This window comes from Bradyrhizobium sp. LA6.8 (genome assembly GCF_040547935.1).
GTDB classification, from domain to species: Bacteria; Pseudomonadota; Alphaproteobacteria; order Rhizobiales; family Xanthobacteraceae; genus Bradyrhizobium; species Bradyrhizobium barranii.
In genome coordinates this window covers 181,115-198,855 of sequence record NZ_JBEPQQ010000001.1, presented here as the reverse complement: position 1 = coordinate 198,855, position 17,741 = coordinate 181,115, and the positions used below count along the sequence as shown (strand labels likewise).

The 17,741-nt window shown below is 64.7% G+C and carries 11 protein-coding genes; 5 read left to right on the top strand and 6 right to left on the bottom strand.

The window, feature by feature from the left end; all coding sequences use genetic code 11:
• Window positions 1-432 precede the first annotated feature (432 nt).
• The 5 genes from ABIA90_RS00860 to ABIA90_RS00840 all read left to right on the top strand — a co-directional run bounded on the left by ABIA90_RS00860 (window position 433) and on the right by ABIA90_RS00840 (window position 10,469).
• Window positions 433-3,594, top strand: coding sequence for an AIDA repeat-containing protein (locus ABIA90_RS00860; protein ID WP_354116940.1), 3,162 nt, complete (start codon window positions 433-435; stop codon window positions 3,592-3,594).
• Window positions 3,595-3,841: 247 nt separating this feature from the next.
• A complete protein-coding gene (locus ABIA90_RS00855; RefSeq protein ID WP_354116939.1) occupies window positions 3,842-6,040 on the top strand; it encodes a type I secretion system permease/ATPase in 2,199 nt (732 codons plus the stop codon).
• Entirely contained in the window at window positions 6,027-7,448 is a 1,422-nt protein-coding gene (locus tag ABIA90_RS00850; RefSeq protein ID WP_354116938.1) for an HlyD family type I secretion periplasmic adaptor subunit, read from the top strand. The genes ABIA90_RS00855 and ABIA90_RS00850 overlap by 14 nt, the downstream gene beginning before the upstream one ends.
• 133 nt (window positions 7,449-7,581) lie before the next feature.
• The gene (locus tag ABIA90_RS00845) at window positions 7,582-10,122 is read left to right on the top strand and encodes an arylsulfatase (RefSeq protein ID WP_354116937.1); all 2,541 of its coding nucleotides are present in this window, start codon (window positions 7,582-7,584) and stop codon (window positions 10,120-10,122) included.
• An 8-nt stretch (window positions 10,123-10,130) separates the two neighbouring features.
• Window positions 10,131-10,469: a hypothetical protein gene (locus ABIA90_RS00840; RefSeq protein WP_354122417.1), complete on the top strand. Its 339-nt coding sequence runs from the start codon at window positions 10,131-10,133 to the stop codon at window positions 10,467-10,469.
• A gap of 85 nt (window positions 10,470-10,554) precedes the next feature.
• Here ABIA90_RS00840 and ABIA90_RS00835 read toward each other — a convergent pair whose 3' ends face one another.
• From ABIA90_RS00835 to ccmE, 6 genes are all read right to left on the bottom strand, one after another.
• The gene (locus ABIA90_RS00835) at window positions 10,555-11,235 is read right to left on the bottom strand and encodes a response regulator transcription factor (protein WP_063986547.1); all 681 of its coding nucleotides are present in this window, start codon (window positions 11,233-11,235) and stop codon (window positions 10,555-10,557) included.
• Window positions 11,236-11,509: 274 nt separating this feature from the next.
• Window positions 11,510-13,087: a Do family serine endopeptidase gene (locus ABIA90_RS00830; RefSeq protein ID WP_028149896.1), complete on the bottom strand. Its 1,578-nt coding sequence runs from the start codon at window positions 13,085-13,087 to the stop codon at window positions 11,510-11,512.
• 219 nt (window positions 13,088-13,306) lie between these two features.
• Entirely contained in the window at window positions 13,307-14,650 is a 1,344-nt protein-coding gene (locus tag ABIA90_RS00825; RefSeq protein WP_354116936.1) for a methyl-accepting chemotaxis protein, read from the bottom strand.
• Between the two features lie 109 nt (window positions 14,651-14,759).
• Window positions 14,760-15,242 (bottom strand): cytochrome c-type biogenesis protein, encoded by a 483-nt coding sequence (locus ABIA90_RS00820; protein WP_354116935.1) that lies wholly within the window; start codon window positions 15,240-15,242, stop codon window positions 14,760-14,762.
• A 4-nt stretch (window positions 15,243-15,246) separates the two neighbouring features.
• Window positions 15,247-17,226 carry a heme lyase CcmF/NrfE family subunit gene (locus tag ABIA90_RS00815; RefSeq protein ID WP_354116934.1) on the bottom strand — a complete coding sequence of 660 codons (1,980 nt, stop codon included), beginning with the start codon at window positions 17,224-17,226 and terminating at the stop codon, window positions 15,247-15,249.
• Entirely contained in the window at window positions 17,223-17,732 is a 510-nt protein-coding gene (gene ccmE / locus ABIA90_RS00810; RefSeq protein WP_063984547.1) for a cytochrome c maturation protein CcmE, read from the bottom strand. Before ccmE ends, ABIA90_RS00815 begins: the two co-directional genes overlap by 4 nt.
• Window positions 17,733-17,741: the final 9 nt, after the last annotated feature.

Sequence of the window (17,741 nt, the reverse complement as noted above, 5' to 3'; positions counted from 1 at the left end):
CTGTACCGGGACAAGTCCCGGTACAGCTTCCTCGGCTGTCGAGCCCTGCTCCGGCCAAGGCCATCGGCGCAAGCCTCGCCACGCTTCGCTCATCAAATCTCAGACGCACAGGTCGCGTGCCGTCGAGGGCACCCCGCGAGCACGTCCGTGCGACGGCGGCTCCAGTCACGCCTGCCTATGCGGGAGGCATGCCCAGCGCGAGATTGCATACCATTTGGAGCACCCGCACCGGCTGCACGCGCGGAACCCTTTCATATCATTGATATAACGTTATTCCGGACAAAATGCCGCATACCGCGCAAAAATGTATCATAAAATATCATAAATAGATCGTTTAGAGCCCGTGCAGGTTCGGCGCAGGCCTCCGCAACAGGCGGTCGCAGCGCGGAATTCAGCCCTTCAGCGCTCCTTTAGCATCACTTGAGGTATGTTATGACCACCGTCGTAAAAATAGGTACCGAATTTCAGGTCAATAGCCAGACGGCTGGCAGCCAGTGGTATCCCTCCATTACCGGCCTCACCAATGGCGGCTTCGTCGTCACCTGGCAGGACGGCCTCGCCGGCTCCACCAGCGGCAGCAGCACGCTCGGCGACGCCAGCGGCTCCGCCGTCCATGCCCAGCTCTATGCCGCGGACGGCAGCAAGGTCGGCGGCGAATTCCTGGTCAACACCCAGACCAACGGTTCGCAGGCCTCCCCGGTCGTGACCGGCCTCAGCAACGGCGGCTTCGTCGTCTCCTGGCAGGACCAGAACTCCACGAGCGGCGACATCAAGGCCCAGATCTACGGCGCCAACGGCGCCCCGGTCGGCGGCGAATTCCTCATCAACTCCGTCACCGCCAACAACCAGAATACGCCGGCCATCACCGGCCTGCCCAATGGCGGCTTCGTCGTCGCCTGGACCAACCAGGGCAGCGTCGCGCCCGACATCAAGGCCCAGGTCTATGACGCGAACGGCGCCAAGGTCGGCTCCGAATTCCTCGTCAACTCCACCAGCGCCAACTTCGATCAGGAGCGCGCCTCGATCGCAACGCTCAGCAACGGCGACTTCGTCGTCACCTGGAACGATTTCCGCACCGGCAATTGGGAAGTCCGCGGCCAGGTGTTCCACCCGGGTGCGAGCGGCGCGACCAAGGTCGGCTCCGAATTCACCGTCGACACCGCCTATTACAACAGCCGCATGGTTGCCGGCGTGACCGGTCTTGCCAACGGCAATTTCGTCATCAGCTTCGAGGACACCAGCGGCGAAATTCGCGCGCAGGTCTTCACGGCTGGCGGCAGCAAGGTCGGCTCGGAATTCCAGGTCAACACCCAGACCGGCGGCAACCAGGGCTTTTCGAGCATCACCGCACTGACCGGCGGCGGCTTCGTCGTGACCTGGTCGGACGAAGGAACGGCCGACGGCAGCGGCTCCGGCATCAAGGCGCAGGTCTATGATACGGCCGGCAACAAGATCGGCGGCGAGTACATCGTCAACTCGCAGACCAACAGCTATCAGTACTATCCGACCGTCTCGGCGCTCGCCAATGGCGGCTTCGTCATCAGCTGGCAGGACTTCAGCCAGACGCTTGGTGACAACTCCTCCTACGGCATCACCGCGCAGGTCTTCAACCTGTCGAACGCCCCGACCGCGCCGACCATCGTGTCGGTCACCGATGACGTCTCGCCCAACAGCGGCGCGCTCGCCAACGGCGCCAGCACCAACGACACCAACCTGACGGTCCGCATCGCAACCGGCAGCAACTTTGCCGGCGACGTCGTGCAGCTGTTCGACGGCCAGACCGCGATCGGCTCGGCAGTCACGCTCTCGCTCGCCGACATCGCGCGCGGCTACGTCGACATCCAGACCGGCCTGCTCGGCAACGCGGCCCACGCCATCACTGCGAAGGTCACCGATACGACCGGCGCCGTGAGCGATGCCGCCTCCGCGATCAACGTGACCGTCGACACGGTTGCCCCGGCCGTCGGCGTCACCGGCGTGACGCTCGACACCGCCAACCTGCCCACCTTCACGGTGAGCGGCACCACCGAAGCCGACCTTCTGGTCTCGGTCTATGACGGTGCGACCCTGGTCGGCACCACCACGGCTGGCGCCGATGGCTCCTGGAGCCTCGCCGGCGTGACGCTGGTGGAAGGCGCCAACAACCTGACCGCCAAGACCACCGATGCAGCCGGCAACGCCGGCACCTCGACCGTCTTCGCGGCGCCGACGCTGGTCTCGACCGGCGCGGTTTCGGTCACGGGCGCATCGACGACCTCGCAGGGCTATGTCGTGCTCGGCAACGGCACTCTCGATGTCGTCACCGGCGGTAACGTCTCCGGCCAGATCACGATCGGCAATGGCGGCGTCGTCGACGTCCTCAACGGCGCGACCACTGAGCATACCAACATCCTCAGCGGCGGCGTGCAGTACGACTACGGCACCGCGAACGACACCATTGTTCACGCGGGCGGCCAGCAGCACGTCTACTTCGGCGGCAGCGCCAACGGTTCGACGGTCGAGGCCGGCGGCTACCAGGACGTCTATTCGAACTCGACCGTCACCAACGTCAGCCTCAGCGGCAACCAGCAGGTGCTGGCGGGCGGAACGGCCATCGACACCACGGTCTATAGCGGCGGCTACCAATATGTCGGCGATGGCGGCACCAGCGCCGGCACGCTGGTCAAAACCGGCGGCTTCCAATACATCGATGCCGGCGGGTCGGCCAGCGACACCGTGATCGACGGCGGCTTCCAGTATGTCGACGGCACGGCGACCGGCGGTTCGGTCGGTGGCGGCAACTCGCTGGGCGGCGGCGTCGCGACCGGTGTGACCGTCAAGAACGGCGGCGCGCAGCACGTCTACCACGGCGGCAGCGCGACCGGCACGATCGTTGCGGCTGGCGGCTTCCAGGACGTCTACCACGCCACCGTCTCCGGCACGAACCTCAGCGGCAATCAGCAGGTGCTGGATGGCGGCATCGCCGCGAACACCGTGATCGAGAACGGCGGCAATTCGTACATTGGCGCGGGCGGATCGGTGACGGCGACCACGGTCAACGGCGGCGGCCTGCTCTATGTCGACGCCGGCGGCTCGGCCGCGTCCACGACGATCAACGGCGGAGTCGGGTTCGTGATCGGAACGGCGTCCAACACGACGCTCAACAGCGGCGAACTCGACGTCGCAGGCACCGCCGACAACACCCACCTTGCGGGCGGGGTCGAGCATGTCTTCGCCGGAGGCGTCCAGAACGGCGTCGACTTCGCCGGCTCGGCTGCAACGTTGACGCTCGAAAACGCTTCCGGCCTGACCGGCACGGTGTCGAACTTCGAACTCGGCGACACGATCGACCTGCTCAACACGTCGGTCTCGTCGTTCACCTTCGACGGTACGACACTGACGCTCGCCACGAACTCGGGCAGCCACACCTACCAGTTCGCGGGCGTTCAGTCCGGCACCGAGCTCAACGTCACCGACGACGGCCACGGCGGATCGGCGATCTCGCTGTCCCTGCTGGTGCAGCAGTCGGCGAGCATCGTCCCGGACGCCGGCGAGAGCAGCCTCGTGCCTTCGGACACGACGCAGCAGCAGCCCACGCTGGCCAGCCACGGCTGATCGGCCAACACGATCTGCGCACCGGGGTCCCCGCCCCGGTGCGTCATGCGATCGCGGCGGGAGGTGAAACTTTCCTCCCGCCGCCCCGCATCCAGCCGCAGAACGCCAAATCCGACCGTTATGTGAGCGTTCTGACATAGTTATCAAACCGTAACATAGCCGCGTTAGCTATCGGCCGCCCTGCCGACCGGCGGGACACCCGTCCGTGAAATCGTCCGGACCCGATGACCGCGGATATTTGCTTCCAATGAGCCCGAACGAGACCATTTCACGCGACCCGGCCGCCAAAGAGCTGCCGAAGGAGCCGCCGGTGCAGGCAGTGCCGAAGCCGCCGGCCGACCCCGGCCTGACCGCGCTCGTCATGATGCTCCAATTCCTCGGTGTGCCCGCCGAGCCGGAGCAGCTCCGCCATCAGCTCGGCGTCACCGTGATCGGCACCACCGAGATGCTGCGCTGTACCAGGCAGTTCAACATCAAGGCGCGCGTGGTGAAGACGAGCTGGGACCGGCTCGACAAGACGCCCCTGCCCGCTATTGTCCCCTTGCGCGACGGCGGCTTCCTGATCCTCGGCAAGGCCGGCGACGGCAAGGCCATCGTGCAATATCCAGGCTCGCCGCGGCCGCAGATGCTGACGAAGGCGCAGTTCGAGGTGCTCTGGGACGGCCGCATCGTGCTGATGACCAAGCGCGCCGGCCTCGCCGATCTGTCGCGGCGCTTCGACATCACCTGGTTCATGGGCGCGGTCAACCGCTATCGCGGCCTGCTCGGCGAAGTGCTGCTCGCCTCGTTCTTCCTCCAGATCTTCGCGCTGGTGTCGCCGCTGTTCTTCCAGGTGGTGATCGACAAGGTGCTGGTGCATCGCAGCCTCGGCACGCTGGATGTGCTGGTCGCCGGCATCGTCGCGATCTCGATCTTCGAGGTCGTGCTCGGCGCGCTCCGCACCTACCTGTTCTCGCACACGACCAACCGCATCGACGTCGAGCTCGGCGCGCGGCTGTTCCACCACCTGCTGGCGCTGCCGCTGTCCTATTTCCAGGCGCGGCGGGTCGGCGACACGGTCGCGCGGGTGCGCGAGCTGGAGAACCTGCGCAACTTCATCACCGGCTCGGCGCTGACGCTGGTGATCGACCTGTTCTTCACCTTCGTCTTCCTCGGCCTGATGGCGTTCTACTCGCCGCTGCTGACCGCGATCGTGCTGGCGTCGTTCCCGCTCTACATCGTCATCTCGGCCGGCGCCACGCCGCTGTTCCGCTACCGTCTCGACGAGAAGTTCAAGCGCGGCGCGGAGAACCAGTCGTTCCTTGTCGAGAGCGTCACCGGCGTCGAGACCTTGAAGGCGATGGCGGTCGAGCCGCAGATGCAGAAGCGCTGGGAAGAGCAGCTTGCCGGCTACGTCGCCTCGAGTTTTCGCGTGGTCAATCTCGGCAATGTTGCAAGCCAGGCCGTTCAGTTCGTCAGCAAGATCAACATGGCGATCCTGCTCTATTTCGGCGCCAAGCTGGTCATCGACGGTAACCTCACAGTCGGCGAGCTCGTCGCCTTCAACATGCTGTCGGGACGGGTCACCGCGCCGGTGCTGCGGCTCGCCCAGCTCTGGCAGGATTTCCACCAGGCGCGGCTGTCGGTCGAGCGGCTCGGCGACATCCTCAACACCGTGCCCGAGCCGACCCATCGCCCGGGTCGCGCGGCGTTGCCTGCAATCCGTGGCGACATCACCTTCGAGCATGTCGGCTTCCGCTACCGCGTCGACGGACCGCAGATTCTGAACGACATCACCCTGAAGATTCCGGCCGGCCAGATCGTCGGTATCGTCGGCACCTCCGGCTCCGGCAAGAGCACGCTCGGAAAACTGATCCAGCGGCTCTATCTCCCCGAGAGCGGCCGCGTGCTGGTCGACGGCAATGACCTTGCGGCGGTCGACCCGACCTGGCTGCGCCGGCAGGTCGGCGTCGTGCTCCAGGAGAACATGCTGTTCAACCGCTCGGTGCGCGACAACATTGCGCTGGCCGACCCCGCGCTGCCGATGGAGCGCGTCGTGGCCGCGGCAAAGCTCGCCGGCGCACACGATTTCATCCTCGAACTCCAGGATGGCTACGACACCGTCATCGGCGAGCGCGGTAGCACGCTGTCCGGCGGCCAGCGCCAGCGCATCGCGATCGCACGCGCGCTGACGACCAATCCGCGCGTTCTTATCTTCGACGAAGCAACGAGCGCGCTCGACTATGAAAGCGAGCGCATCATCCAGCACAACATGCGCGAGATCACGGCGGGCCGTACCGTGCTGATCATCGCCCACCGTCTGTCGACCGTGCGCACCGCGGACCGCATCATCACCGTGGAGCGTGGCCGCATCGTCGAGGACGGTTCGCACGACCAGCTGATCCGCAGCGGCGGCCGTTACGCCACGTTGCACCGTGTCCAGGCAGGCATCCATGAAGTCGGCTAAGGCAATGGTGGCGTCGCTGCGCAGCCCGACGCGCACGCGCGACGAGCTGGCGTTCCTCCCTGCGGCGCTCGAGATCGTGGAGACCCCGCCCTCGCCGATCGGCCGCGCCATCTCCGCGTCGATCTCGGCGGTGTTTCTGATTGCCCTGGTGTGGGCCAGCATCGGCACCGTCGACATCATCGCGACCGCGACCGGCAAGATCGTCCCCGACGGCCGCACCAAGGTGATCCAGCCGTTCGAGACCGCGGTCGTGCGCGCCATCCACGTGCAGGACGGTCAGCGCGTCAAGGCCGGCGACCTCCTGATCGAGCTCGATCCCACCATGAGCCAGGCCGAGCTCGGCCATCTCCAGAGCGATCTGCTGGCGAGCGAGCTCGACATCGCACGCCTGCACGCCGCACTTGCCGGCGGCGATCCAGCCAAATTCATCGCGCCCGCGCGCGCGACCTCCGATCAGATCCGCACCGCAAAGCGTTTCCTGGCCTCGCAGGCCGCCGAGCAGGCGTCCAAGATCACCTCGCTCGAATGGCAGGGCACGCAGAAGAAAGCGGAGCGTTCGACCAGCGAGGCCACGATCGGCAAGATCAGCGCGCTCATTCCCATCATGCAGCAGCGGGTCGATGTGCGAAAATATCTCGTCGACCGCGAGTTCGGCTCCAAACTGCAATACCTCACGGAAACGCAGGACCTGGTCGCGCAACAGCAGGAATTGCTGGTCCAGAAGAGCCACTATGCCGAGGCCGATGCCGCCGTTGGAGGCATCGAGGAGACGCTGCGGCGCACCGAGGCGGAATATCAGCGCGGCCTGTTCGACGAGCTTGCGAAAGCCGAGCAGAAGGCGGCTGGCCTGCGCCAGGACATCGTCAAGGCCGAGCAGCGCACCAGCCTGCTCCGCCTCGCCGCGCAGGAGGACGGCATCGTCCAGCAGCTCGCCGTGCACTCGGTCGGCGGCGTGGTGACGCCGGCTCAGACGCTGATGGTGGTGGTGCCCACCAGCGGCGGCCTCGAGATCGAGGCGATGATCTCGAACCGCGACATCGGCTTCGTCAACCCCGGCGAGGACGCCGCGATCAAGGTCGACACCTTCAGCTTCACCCGCTACGGCCTGCGCCAGGGCAAGGTGCTCAGCGTCTCCCAGGACGCCATCATCCGCCAGAAACCGCCGGAAAAGCCCGGCGACACGCCGGCCGGCACCGACACATCATCCAGTGAACCCAAGGGCCAGGAGCTGGTTTACTCCGCCCGCGTCTCGCTCGACCGCTCGCAAATGGACATCGACGGCCGCACCGTCAACCTCGCGCCCGGCATGGCCGTAACCGTCGAGATCAAGACCGGCACAAGGAAGATCATCAGCTATCTGGTGTCGCCGCTGATCCGGTATGGGCAGGAGAGCTTGCGGGAACGGTGAGACGGCCGCGAATCCGGCGGGATGGTATCGGGATCTCTGGCCCAGCCCAACCGGCACATTTGACCTAAATCAAGCAGGTATCGGTTAGCGGTGACAGCCTCAACCCGCCAAATGGACTGCGGGAGGTCGGAATATGAAAACCCGTTGCCGCACCCTTGCGACCACAGCAAGTGTTCTCGCCCTCGGTTGCATCTCCGCGTCGGCTCAGCAGGTCACGGGTACCCCAGGCTCGCCCGCAGCCACGACGACAATTGACGGCAAGCTGCTTCCGCCGCCGCCTCCAGAATTCGGAGGGGTCATCAACGAGAGAGCCTCGGAGTCGAAGGCGTGGTGGGCACCGCGTGTCGTACCGCCGAAGGGCGCGCCCAATCTGTTGCTCATCATGACCGACGACCAGGGTTTCGGAGCGCCGAGCACCTTCGGCGGCGTTGTCCCCACGCCCGCGATGGATCGTATCGCCGCGCAGGGCCTGCGCTACACCAATTTTCATTCCACCTCGCTGTGCTCACCGACGCGGGCGGCGCTCATCACCGGCCGCAATCATCATTCGGTCGGCTTCGGAGTCGTCGGCGAAATATCGACTGGGTTCCCGGGTTACGATTCCATTATTCCGATCGAGAAAGGCACCGTCGGCACCATCCTGAAGGCGAACGGGTACGCCACCTCGTGGTTCGGCAAGGACCACAACACACCCTCGTTCCAGTCGAGCCAGGCAGGGCCGTTCAATCAATGGCCAAACGGCATGGGATTCGAATATTTTTACGGCTTTGTCGGCGGCGACGCCAGCCAGTGGCAACCAAATCTGTTTCGCAACACGACGGCCATCTATCCCTTCCAGGACAATCCCAGCTGGAACCTGGAGACGGCCATGGCCGACGAGGCTATCCAGCACATCAAGCAGCTGAAGGAAATTGCGCCTGAAAAGCCGTTCTTTGTCTATTACGTACCTGGCGCAACCCATGCGCCACATCATCCAACACCGGAGTGGATCAAGAAGATCAGCGATATGCACTTGTTCGACGATGGATGGAACAAGGTGCGGGAGAAGATTTTCGCCAACCAGAAGCGTTTGGGCATCATGCCCGAAAACGCCCAACTGACGCCGTGGCCGAAAGAATTGCCGCAGTGGGATTCCCTGGGCGAGCTGGAGAAGAAGCTCTTCATCAAGCAAGCCGATGTCTATGGCGCCTACCTCGCTTACGCCGACAACGAGATCGGTCGGGTCATCCGGGCGGTCGAAGACCTCGGTGAACTCAACAACACCTTGATCATCTACATCGGCGGTGACAACGGTGCGAGCGCCGAAGGCATGATCAACGGTACGCCGAACGAGTTCACGACCTTCAATGGTGTCCCGGTGCCGGTGAAGGCGCAGTACCTCTGGTACCCGTTCTGGGGCTCGGACAAGACTTTCCCGCATTATGCCGCGCCCTGGGCGTGGGCGATGGACACTCCATTCAAGTGGGTCAAGCAGGTGCCGTCGCATTTCGGCGGGACCGCCCAAGGCGTCGCCATGTCCTGGCCCGGCCATATCAACGATGTGGGAGGAATCCGTCGCCAATTCCATCACGTCATCGATATTGCTCCGACCATCCTCGAAGCAACCGGCATTTCGCAACCTGACACGATCGACGGTATCAAACAGAGCCCCATGGAAGGGGTGAGTATGGCGTACACCTGGAACAAGGCGAACGCCAATGCCAGGACGACGCACACGACCCAATATTTCGAGATGCTCGGCAATCGCTCCATCTATCACGATGGGTGGGTGGCGGCCACGACGCCGATCACGCTTCCATGGGAGCTAAGCAGCGCGCCCCCGCCCGATGTGATCACGGGATACAAGTGGGAGCTCTACAACGTCCAGGAAGACCCCACCCAGTTCAATGATCTGGCCGCCAAAATGCCGGAGAAGGTCAAGGAGCTGCAAGCCGTCTTTGATGTCGAGGCGAAGAAGTACAACGTGCTGCCGCTCGATAACACGACGCTCGCGCGTTGGAATACGCCGCGCCCAAGCCTGACGGCCGGGCAGACGGTATTCACCTATTCGGGCGAACTGACCGGTGTGCCGGCTAGCGCCGCGCCGAGCATCCTCAACAAGTCCTATACCATCACCGCCGAGGTTGAGATTCCCAACGGCGGCGCTGAAGGGATGATCGTCACCGAAGGCGGACGTTTCGGCGGCTACGGGCTACTTCTAAGCAAGGGTGTGGCGGGCCTTCGGCGGGGTAAGCCCGTGTTCCTCTACAACCTGCTCAACCTCAAGCGCACGGTCTGGTCGGGACCGGAGTTGACCGCGGGCAAGCACACCATCGTCTTCGACTTCAAGTCGGATGGGCCGGGATTGGGCAAGGGCGGTACAGGCGTACTTTCAGTGGATGGCAAGGAAGTAGACCGGAAATCCATAGAACACGGTACGCCCATCACGTTCCCGGAGGACGAGACCTTCGACGTCGGCCAGGACACCCGCACCGGGGTCGCGATGCTCGAGTATCGCTACGATCCTCCGTTCAAGTTCACGGGCAAGATCAACAAGCTGACGTTCAAGCTCGGACCTGAGTTGAAGGACCCGGCGCAAGCCAAGGCAGAACTTGGACCTATGTCGGCGCCGGAGCCAGATCCCATTGAAGAGTCGAAGTCTCAAAAGCCACCCGCGAACATTGGCAAGAAATGAAAGGCGCATTGGCGTTCGCCGCCATCAGCGAAGCTGCAACGGGATTGGCGCTGCTGATCGCGCCGTCGCTGGTTGGCCAATTGTTGCTGGGCGAGCAGCTTTCCGGTGTCGCAACGCCGGTCGCGCGTGTCGCCGGCATTGCGCTGATTGCCTTGGGGATCGCCTGTTGGCCAGGGTGGCCGCCACTGCCGGGCATGTTGATCTACAACGGAGCCATCACCCTATATTTGGCCTACCTCGGTTTCGCAGGTGGATTGAGCGGCGTCCTTCTGTGGCCGGCAGTCGTCCTTCATCTAATCCTGACCACGCTCTTGATGCGCGGCGGCTCGCAAAGCCGCGACCGCTGAATTTCTCATCGACCCCGCCGTTTCCGGGGAAGCTTCAAAAATTCTTCTGGCTCAGTGCCTTGCGTATTGAAGAGCATCCAGAGCTTTAACGTATCCCATCCCGGATCATGTATCCGGCGCCGCGGATCGTGTGCAGCAGCGGCCGCTCAAAACCCTTGTCGATCTTGGAGCGCAGCCGCGAAATGTGCACGTCGATCACGTTGGTCTGCGGATCGAAATGGTAGTCCCAGACGTTCTCCAGCAGCATGGTGCGCGTCACCACCTGGCCGGCATGCTTCATGAGGTATTCGAGCAGGCGGAATTCGCGCGGCTGGAGCGTCAGCTCGTCCTTGCCGCGGGCGACGCGATGGGAGAGCCGGTCGAGCTCGAGATCGCCGACGCGGTAGAGCGTGTCCTCGGCCGGACCACCGCGGCGCCGCGACAGCACCTCGACCCGGGCCAGCAGCTCGGCAAAGGAATAGGGCTTCGGCAGATAGTCGTCGCCGCCGGCGCGCAGGCCCTTGATGCGATCGTCGACCTGCCCGAGCGCGGAGAGAATCAGCACCGGCGACGAGTCGCCCTTGTCGCGCAACGCGCCGATCAGGGACAGGCCGTCACGCTTGGGCAGCATGCGGTCGACCACCAGCACGTCGTAATCGCCGCTCTCGGCCATGGCGAGGCCTTCCTCGCCGTCGGCGGCGTGGTCGGCAATGTGTCCGACTTCACGAAACGCCTTCACGAGATAGTCGGCGGATTCGCGGTCGTCTTCGATGATGAGGAGGCGCATCGTGCGTTCGGCGGCGGTCAAGGGGGTCAACCTTTCCTGAACATGGCGCGAGCGGCAATCGCATGCAAGCCAAGCAAACGGGACTTGGGTAGGCAAAAAGGCGGGCGGTGAAGCTGGGGGGACCTCACCGCCCTAGGCCTTCCGACGGAGGGGGGCGTAATTCCACCGGAAGGTAGGCTGGGGGAGCGGGCCTTATGCTGCTCCCCCGAAGGGCGTCGGCGGCGGGGGCGACTGATGCCGGCGACACCCCTCATCTCGTAGACCTCCTGACGGCTTAGCCCTTGGCGATGGGCACGGCGACGAAGCGCGACTGGCCGCCGCTCTTCACGCGCATCAGGACGCTGTTCTTGTTGTCGGTCCGCGCCGTGTTGATGGCGTCGCGGACTTCGCCGGCGGTGCTCACGCTCTTGCCGCCGACTTCGAGAATGACGTCGCCTTCCTTGAAGCCGCGTTCGGCCGCGGCGCTCTTCGGATCGACTTCGGTGACCACGACACCTTCCTTGCCGGCGCCGGCCACTGAGTCGGCGGGCGCGACGGTCATGCCGAGCTTGGGCACGTCGGTGCCACGGCTCGCACCCTTGCCGCTATCCTTGTCGGTGTCGGCCTTGGCCTCGATCGTGTTCGGCAGCTGGCCGAGGGTGAGGTTCACGACCTTGTCCTGGCCCTTGTGCAACACGTTGAGCTTCACGGTCGCGCCGGGCGCCATGCCGCCGATGGTGCGGGCGAGTTCACGGGCGTCCTTGACGGATTCGCCGTTGACCGAGGTGATGACGTCACCGGACTCGATGCCGGCCTTGGCCGCCGGACCGTTCGCCTGCGGCTCAGCAACCAGCGCGCCTTCGGCCTTCTTCATGCCGAGGCTGTCGGCGATGTCGGAGGTGACAGGCTGAATCTGCACGCCGATCCAGCCGCGGCTGACCGAACCCTTGTCCTTGAGCTGGGCCACCACGCTCTTCACGGTGCTCGCCGGAATCGAGAACGCGATGCCGACGCTGCCGCCGGAGGGCGAGTAGATCGCGGTATTGACGCCCATCACCTCGCCGTTGGTGTCGAAAGCGGGACCACCGGAATTGCCCTTGTTCACGGGCGCATCGATCTGGATGAAGTCGTCATAGGGACCGTTGCCGATGTCGCGGCCGCTGGCCGAGACGATGCCCGCAGTCACGGTGCCGCCGAGGCCGAAGGGATTGCCGACCGCGAGCACCCAGTCGCCGATCCGCGGCTTGCTGTCGGCGAGCTTGGCGAACGGGAAGTTCGAGCTGCCCTCGACCTTGATGAGGGCGAGGTCAGTGCGCTGGTCGGTGCCGATCACCTTGGCGGTATAGGTCTTGCCGTCGTCGGTCGTGACCTCGACCTTGTCGGCGCCGTCGACCACGTGGTTGTTGGTCACGGCAAAACCGTCGGCGGAGATGAAGAAGCCGGAGCCCTGGCCCTGCACGACGCGGCCGCGGCCACCCTTCTGGCCCGGGAAACCATCCGGACCGCCGAAGCGGCGGAAGAAGCGCTCCATCGGCGAGCCCGGCTGGAACGGCGAGGAGGAATCGTCGCCATCGTCGTTGCTTGCGGTCTTCTCCTTGATGTTGACCTTCACCGAGATCACCGACGGTTTCACGCGCTCGACGATGTCGGCGAACCCGACCGGACGCTCAACCTTCCGGACCTCGTTGTTGACCTGCGCATGCGCCGGGCTGGAGAACAGCTCGCTCGGCGAGGTCGACGGGCTGAAGCCGTGGACGGCAATCCCGAGGCCAGCGACGACCGAAGCCATCAGCGCGATCCTGCGCGCGGAGAAAACCGACCGGCGGGGCGGCCGGTAGGACGGAAGGTTCGTGAGGTCGGGACGGTCGGTCATGCAGGAATCTCCAAGGCCTTGAATTCTTTCGGTGCCGGATGGCAGCACGTTACGGACATGAAGATGGGGGCTCCCGCCTTACCGTGCGCTGGCGGCGGGGTTAAACTTTTGTAATGAAGGGTCGCGCCGTTGCGGCAGTTTATCGCACGCCGAAAGTCGTGGCCTTACAGGAACTTAATCGAGTTCCCCTGACGAGCGTCGAACACGCCTTTGGCGAGATCAGCTCGCCCTCACGCTGACGATGAATTCGTCGACTTCACGCTTCAGGGTTTCGGCCTGCTGCGACAGATCGACGGCGGAATCGCGCGCTTCGGCCGCCATGCGGCCGGTCTCCGCCGACGTCGAGGTGATCTGGACGATGTGGTTGGAGACGTCCAGCGTTCCATGCGCGGCATCCTGCGCGCTGCGGGTGATGTCCTGCGTGGCGTTGCGCTGCTGGGCGGTGTCGACCTCGATGCCCGACATGATCGACGAGATCTCCGACAGCGTCTTCGAGATGCCGTCGATCGCGCCGCGCGTCTCCGCGGTGATGCCCTGGATGCTGACGACGTGCGAGGTGATCTCCTCCGTCGCCTTGCTGGTCTGGTGCGCGAGGCTCTTCACTTCGGAGGCAACCACGGCAAAACCCTTGCCGGCGTCCCCTGCCCGCGCCGCCTCGATGGTGGCGTTGAGCGCCAGCAGGTTGGTCTGCGAGGCGATCGCCTGCACGAGCTGCACGACCTCGCCGATCTTGTCGGCGGCATCCGACAGCGTGTGGATGGTGTCGCGGCTCTTCTCGGCCTGCGTCGCCGCGCCTTCGGCACGCTGCGTCGCGTCGGTGACGCGGCGGCTGATCGTGCCGATCGAGTTCGTCATCTCCTCGGCCGAGCCCGCGACGATCTGCACGCTGGCGCTGGCCTGGTTCGCCGCGCTCGCGACCGCATTGGCCTTGGAGCTCGTGTCGTTGGCCGTACGTGACAGCGTTTCGGCATTGCTCTTCAGGTGCGCGGCCGAGGACGCCACGCTGTCGACCACGCTGGCAACGAGATCGTTGAAGCGCTTGATCCGGGCGTCCAGGAATTTCGACCGCTCGGCCTGATGCTGCGCTTCGTGCAATTGCTGCTCGGTGAGGCGCCGCCGCTCCAGGCCGTTGGTCTTGAACACTTCCAGTGCGCCGGCGAGCAGGCCGATCTCGTTGGTACCGCCGAGGCCCGGAACAGGCGTCTCGAATTTCTGATCGGCGACCTCACGCATGGCGTGCACAATCGCCGCCAGCGGATTGAGGATGCCGTTGCGCACAGCGAACCAGGTGGTGAGGCAGATCGCGACAGCGACCACCGCGATCACGCCGCAGGCGATCAGAAAATAGGAGAATGCCGCCTGCGCCTGCTGGTAGATCAGCATTGCATGCTCGCGCGCGGGGCCGCTCAGCGCGGCGAAATCCGACGACAGGCTGGTGATCTCGTTGTTGAGGTAGAGCACCGCGACGAAGCCGGTGCCGCCGCCGATGCCCAGCAGGAACAATAATGCAGCGACGACGGCACCGACCAGGAAGCGGATCGTCAGATTGCTGTTCGAAAACATCGGCTGAGGACTCAAACGTCTGGAATTGAATTTCGCGACAAGCTTCCAGACAAAGGTCAACAGAGCATGAAACAGGCTGCGGCAGACGGCCTACGTATCATTACGTAGCCTAGGACGACTTCGTCTCGTCCGACATCAAGGCGGCGAGCCGCGCCTCTTCATCCGCAGTGAGCGGCGGAGCTGGTAGATCTGCACCGCTTCGCGCGCGCCGGCGGATTTGCAGCCAGAGCGCCAGGCCGCCGCCGATCAGCAGCAGCGGCGCGAGCAGCCACAACAGGATGGTCTGCCGCTCGAAGCGCGGCTTGAGCAGCACGAACTCGCCGTAGCGCGCGACCAGGAAGTCGAGCACCTGCGAATTGCTGTCGCCGGCAGCGATCCGCTCGCGCACCAGCAGCCGCAAATCGCGCGCCAGCGGTGCGTCGGAATCGTCGATCGACTGGTTCTGGCAGACCATGCAGCGCAGCTCGCGCGATAGGTCGCGCGCGCGTGCCTCCTTCGTGGGATCCGACATGATCTCGTCGGGCTGCACGGCGTGGGCGGCGGGCAAAGCCAGCAGCATGAGCGCAACGATCGTGACCATCATCCGCCGCATCGGATCACTCCGCCGGCTGAAGGCGCTGCTTGGCCCGCGCCGGCTTCGGTGCGCCGACCCGCAGGCGCCGATCGGACAGCGACAGCATGCCGCCAAAGGCCATGAGCACCGGTCCCCACCAGATCAGCAGCACCAGCGGCTTGTGATAGATGCGCACCGCAATGGCGCCATCGGCAGTCGCGTCGCCGAGGGAAACGTAGAGCTGGCTCGCGCCGCGCGTCAGCAATGCGGCCTCGGTGGTCGAGGACCCGCGCGTCGTGAAGTTGCGCTTGGACGGCGTCATGACGCTGATCTTCTCACCGTCGCGGCTGACGTTGAACTCGGCGATCATCTCGCGGAAGTTCGGCCCCTGACGCTGGGACAGGCCGTCGAGCTTGAGATCATAGCCGGCGACGTGTGCAACGTCGTTCTGCTTCATGGTCGCGATATACTCGCTGTTCCAGGTGGTCTCGCAGACGATCCCGATCAGCGCGACGCCGAGGCCCGCATGGGCAAACACAGAACCCCAGGCCGAACGCGGCAGGCCGCGGGCCCGGTGCAGCGTCGTTGCGAACGGCAGGCGGAACAAACCGATCCGTTCGGACAGATCGGTCACGGCACCGGCGATGACGAAGACTCCAAGCCCAATTGCCAATGGTGCCAGCGCACTGCCACCACGGGTCCAGGCCCAGACGATGGCGATCACAACGAGCGCGGCAACGCCCGCCGCAAGCAGCCGCTGGGTGACGCCGAGCAGATCGCCGCGCTTCCACGCCAGCATCGGCCCGAACGGCACCGCGAGCAGCAGCAACGCGAATAGCGGGGCGAAGGTGAGATTGTAGAAGGGCGCGCCGACCGATATCTTGAAGTCGAGCGCTTCCGTCGCCAGCGGATAGAGCGTGCCGAACAGCACGACCGCGCAGGCCACGCTGAGCAAAAGATTGTTCAACACCAGCGCGCCCTCGCGCGAGATCGGTGCGAACAGGCCGCCCTGCTTCAACGAGGTCGCGCGCGCTGCGAACAGCGACAGGCTGCCGCCGATGAACAGGCAGAGGATCAGCAGAATGAACACGCCGCGCGTCGGATCGGTGGCGAAGGCGTGCACGGAGGTGATGACGCCCGAACGCACCAGGAAGGTGCCGAGCAGCGACAGCGAGAAGGTCAGGATCGACAGCAAGATAGTCCAGACCTTCAGCGCGTTGCGCTTCTCCATCACCAGCGCCGAGTGTAGCAGCGCCGTGCCGGCGAGCCACGGCATCAGCGAGGCGTTCTCGACCGGATCCCAGAACCACCAGCCGCCCCAGCCGAGCTCGTAATAGGCCCAGTACGAGCCCATCGCGATGCCGAGGGTCAGGAAGATCCAGGCCACCAGCGTCCACGGCCGCACCCAGCGCGCCCACGCCGCGTCGATCCGCCCCTCCATCAGCGCCGCGATAGCGAAGGAGAACGAGATCGAGAAGCCGACATAGCCGAGATAGAGCATCGGCGGATGCACGGCGAGGCCGATGTCCTGGAGCACCGGATTGAGATCGCGTCCCTCGATCGGCGGATTGGCGATGCGCAGGAACGGATTCGATGTGACCAGGATGAAGAGATAGAACGCACTGGCGATCCATGCCTGCACGGCCAGCACATGCGCGCGCAGCGACAGCGGCAGATTGTTGCCGAAGGCGGCGACCATTCCGCCGAACAGCGCCAGGATCGAGACCCACAGCAGCATCGAGCCTTCATGGTTCCCCCACACGCCGGTGATCTTGTAGATCAGCGGCTTCATCGAATGGGAGTTCTCGTAGACGTTGGCGACGGAAAAATCCGAGTTCACGTGAAGCATCACGAGCGCGATGAACGACGCACCGACGAACAGGAGTTGCGCCAGCGCGGCGGAGCGCGCCACGTTCATCAGCGCGGCATCGCGCAAGCGCGCACCGATCAGCGGCACGATGGACTGGATCAGCGCCAGGCCAAGGGCTAGCACCAGCGCGTAGTGTCCGGATTCCGCGATCAACGCACTGCTCCCTGCGGGTTGCCCTGCGCGGTCGTCGCCGCGGGCTTGACGCTATCAGAAGCCTTGGCGCCGTAATCGTCCTTCCAATGCCCCTGCTTCTTCAGGGCATCGGCGACTTCCTTGGGCATGTAGGTCTCATCGTGCTTGGCGAGCACGGTGTCGGCCTTGAACACGCCGTTGGCGTCGAGCGCGCCTTCGGCGACCACGCCCTGCCCTTCACGGAACAGGTCGGGCAGGATGCCCTTGTAGGCGACCGGCAGCTTGGCGCCACCGTCGGCAACCTCGAAGGTCACGGCGAGATTATCGCCGCGCTGGAGCGAGCCGGGCTGCACCAGGCCGCCGAGACGAAACCGCTTGCCGGGCTCGACGTGCTTTTCGGCGACCATCGTCGGCGTCGAGAAGAACACGATGGAGTCGCGCAGAGCGTTGAGCACGAGCGCGGCCGCAAGCGCGAGCACCGCGAGGGAGCCGCCGATGATGGTCATACGTCGCTGCTTGCGCGTCATCGCGTATCC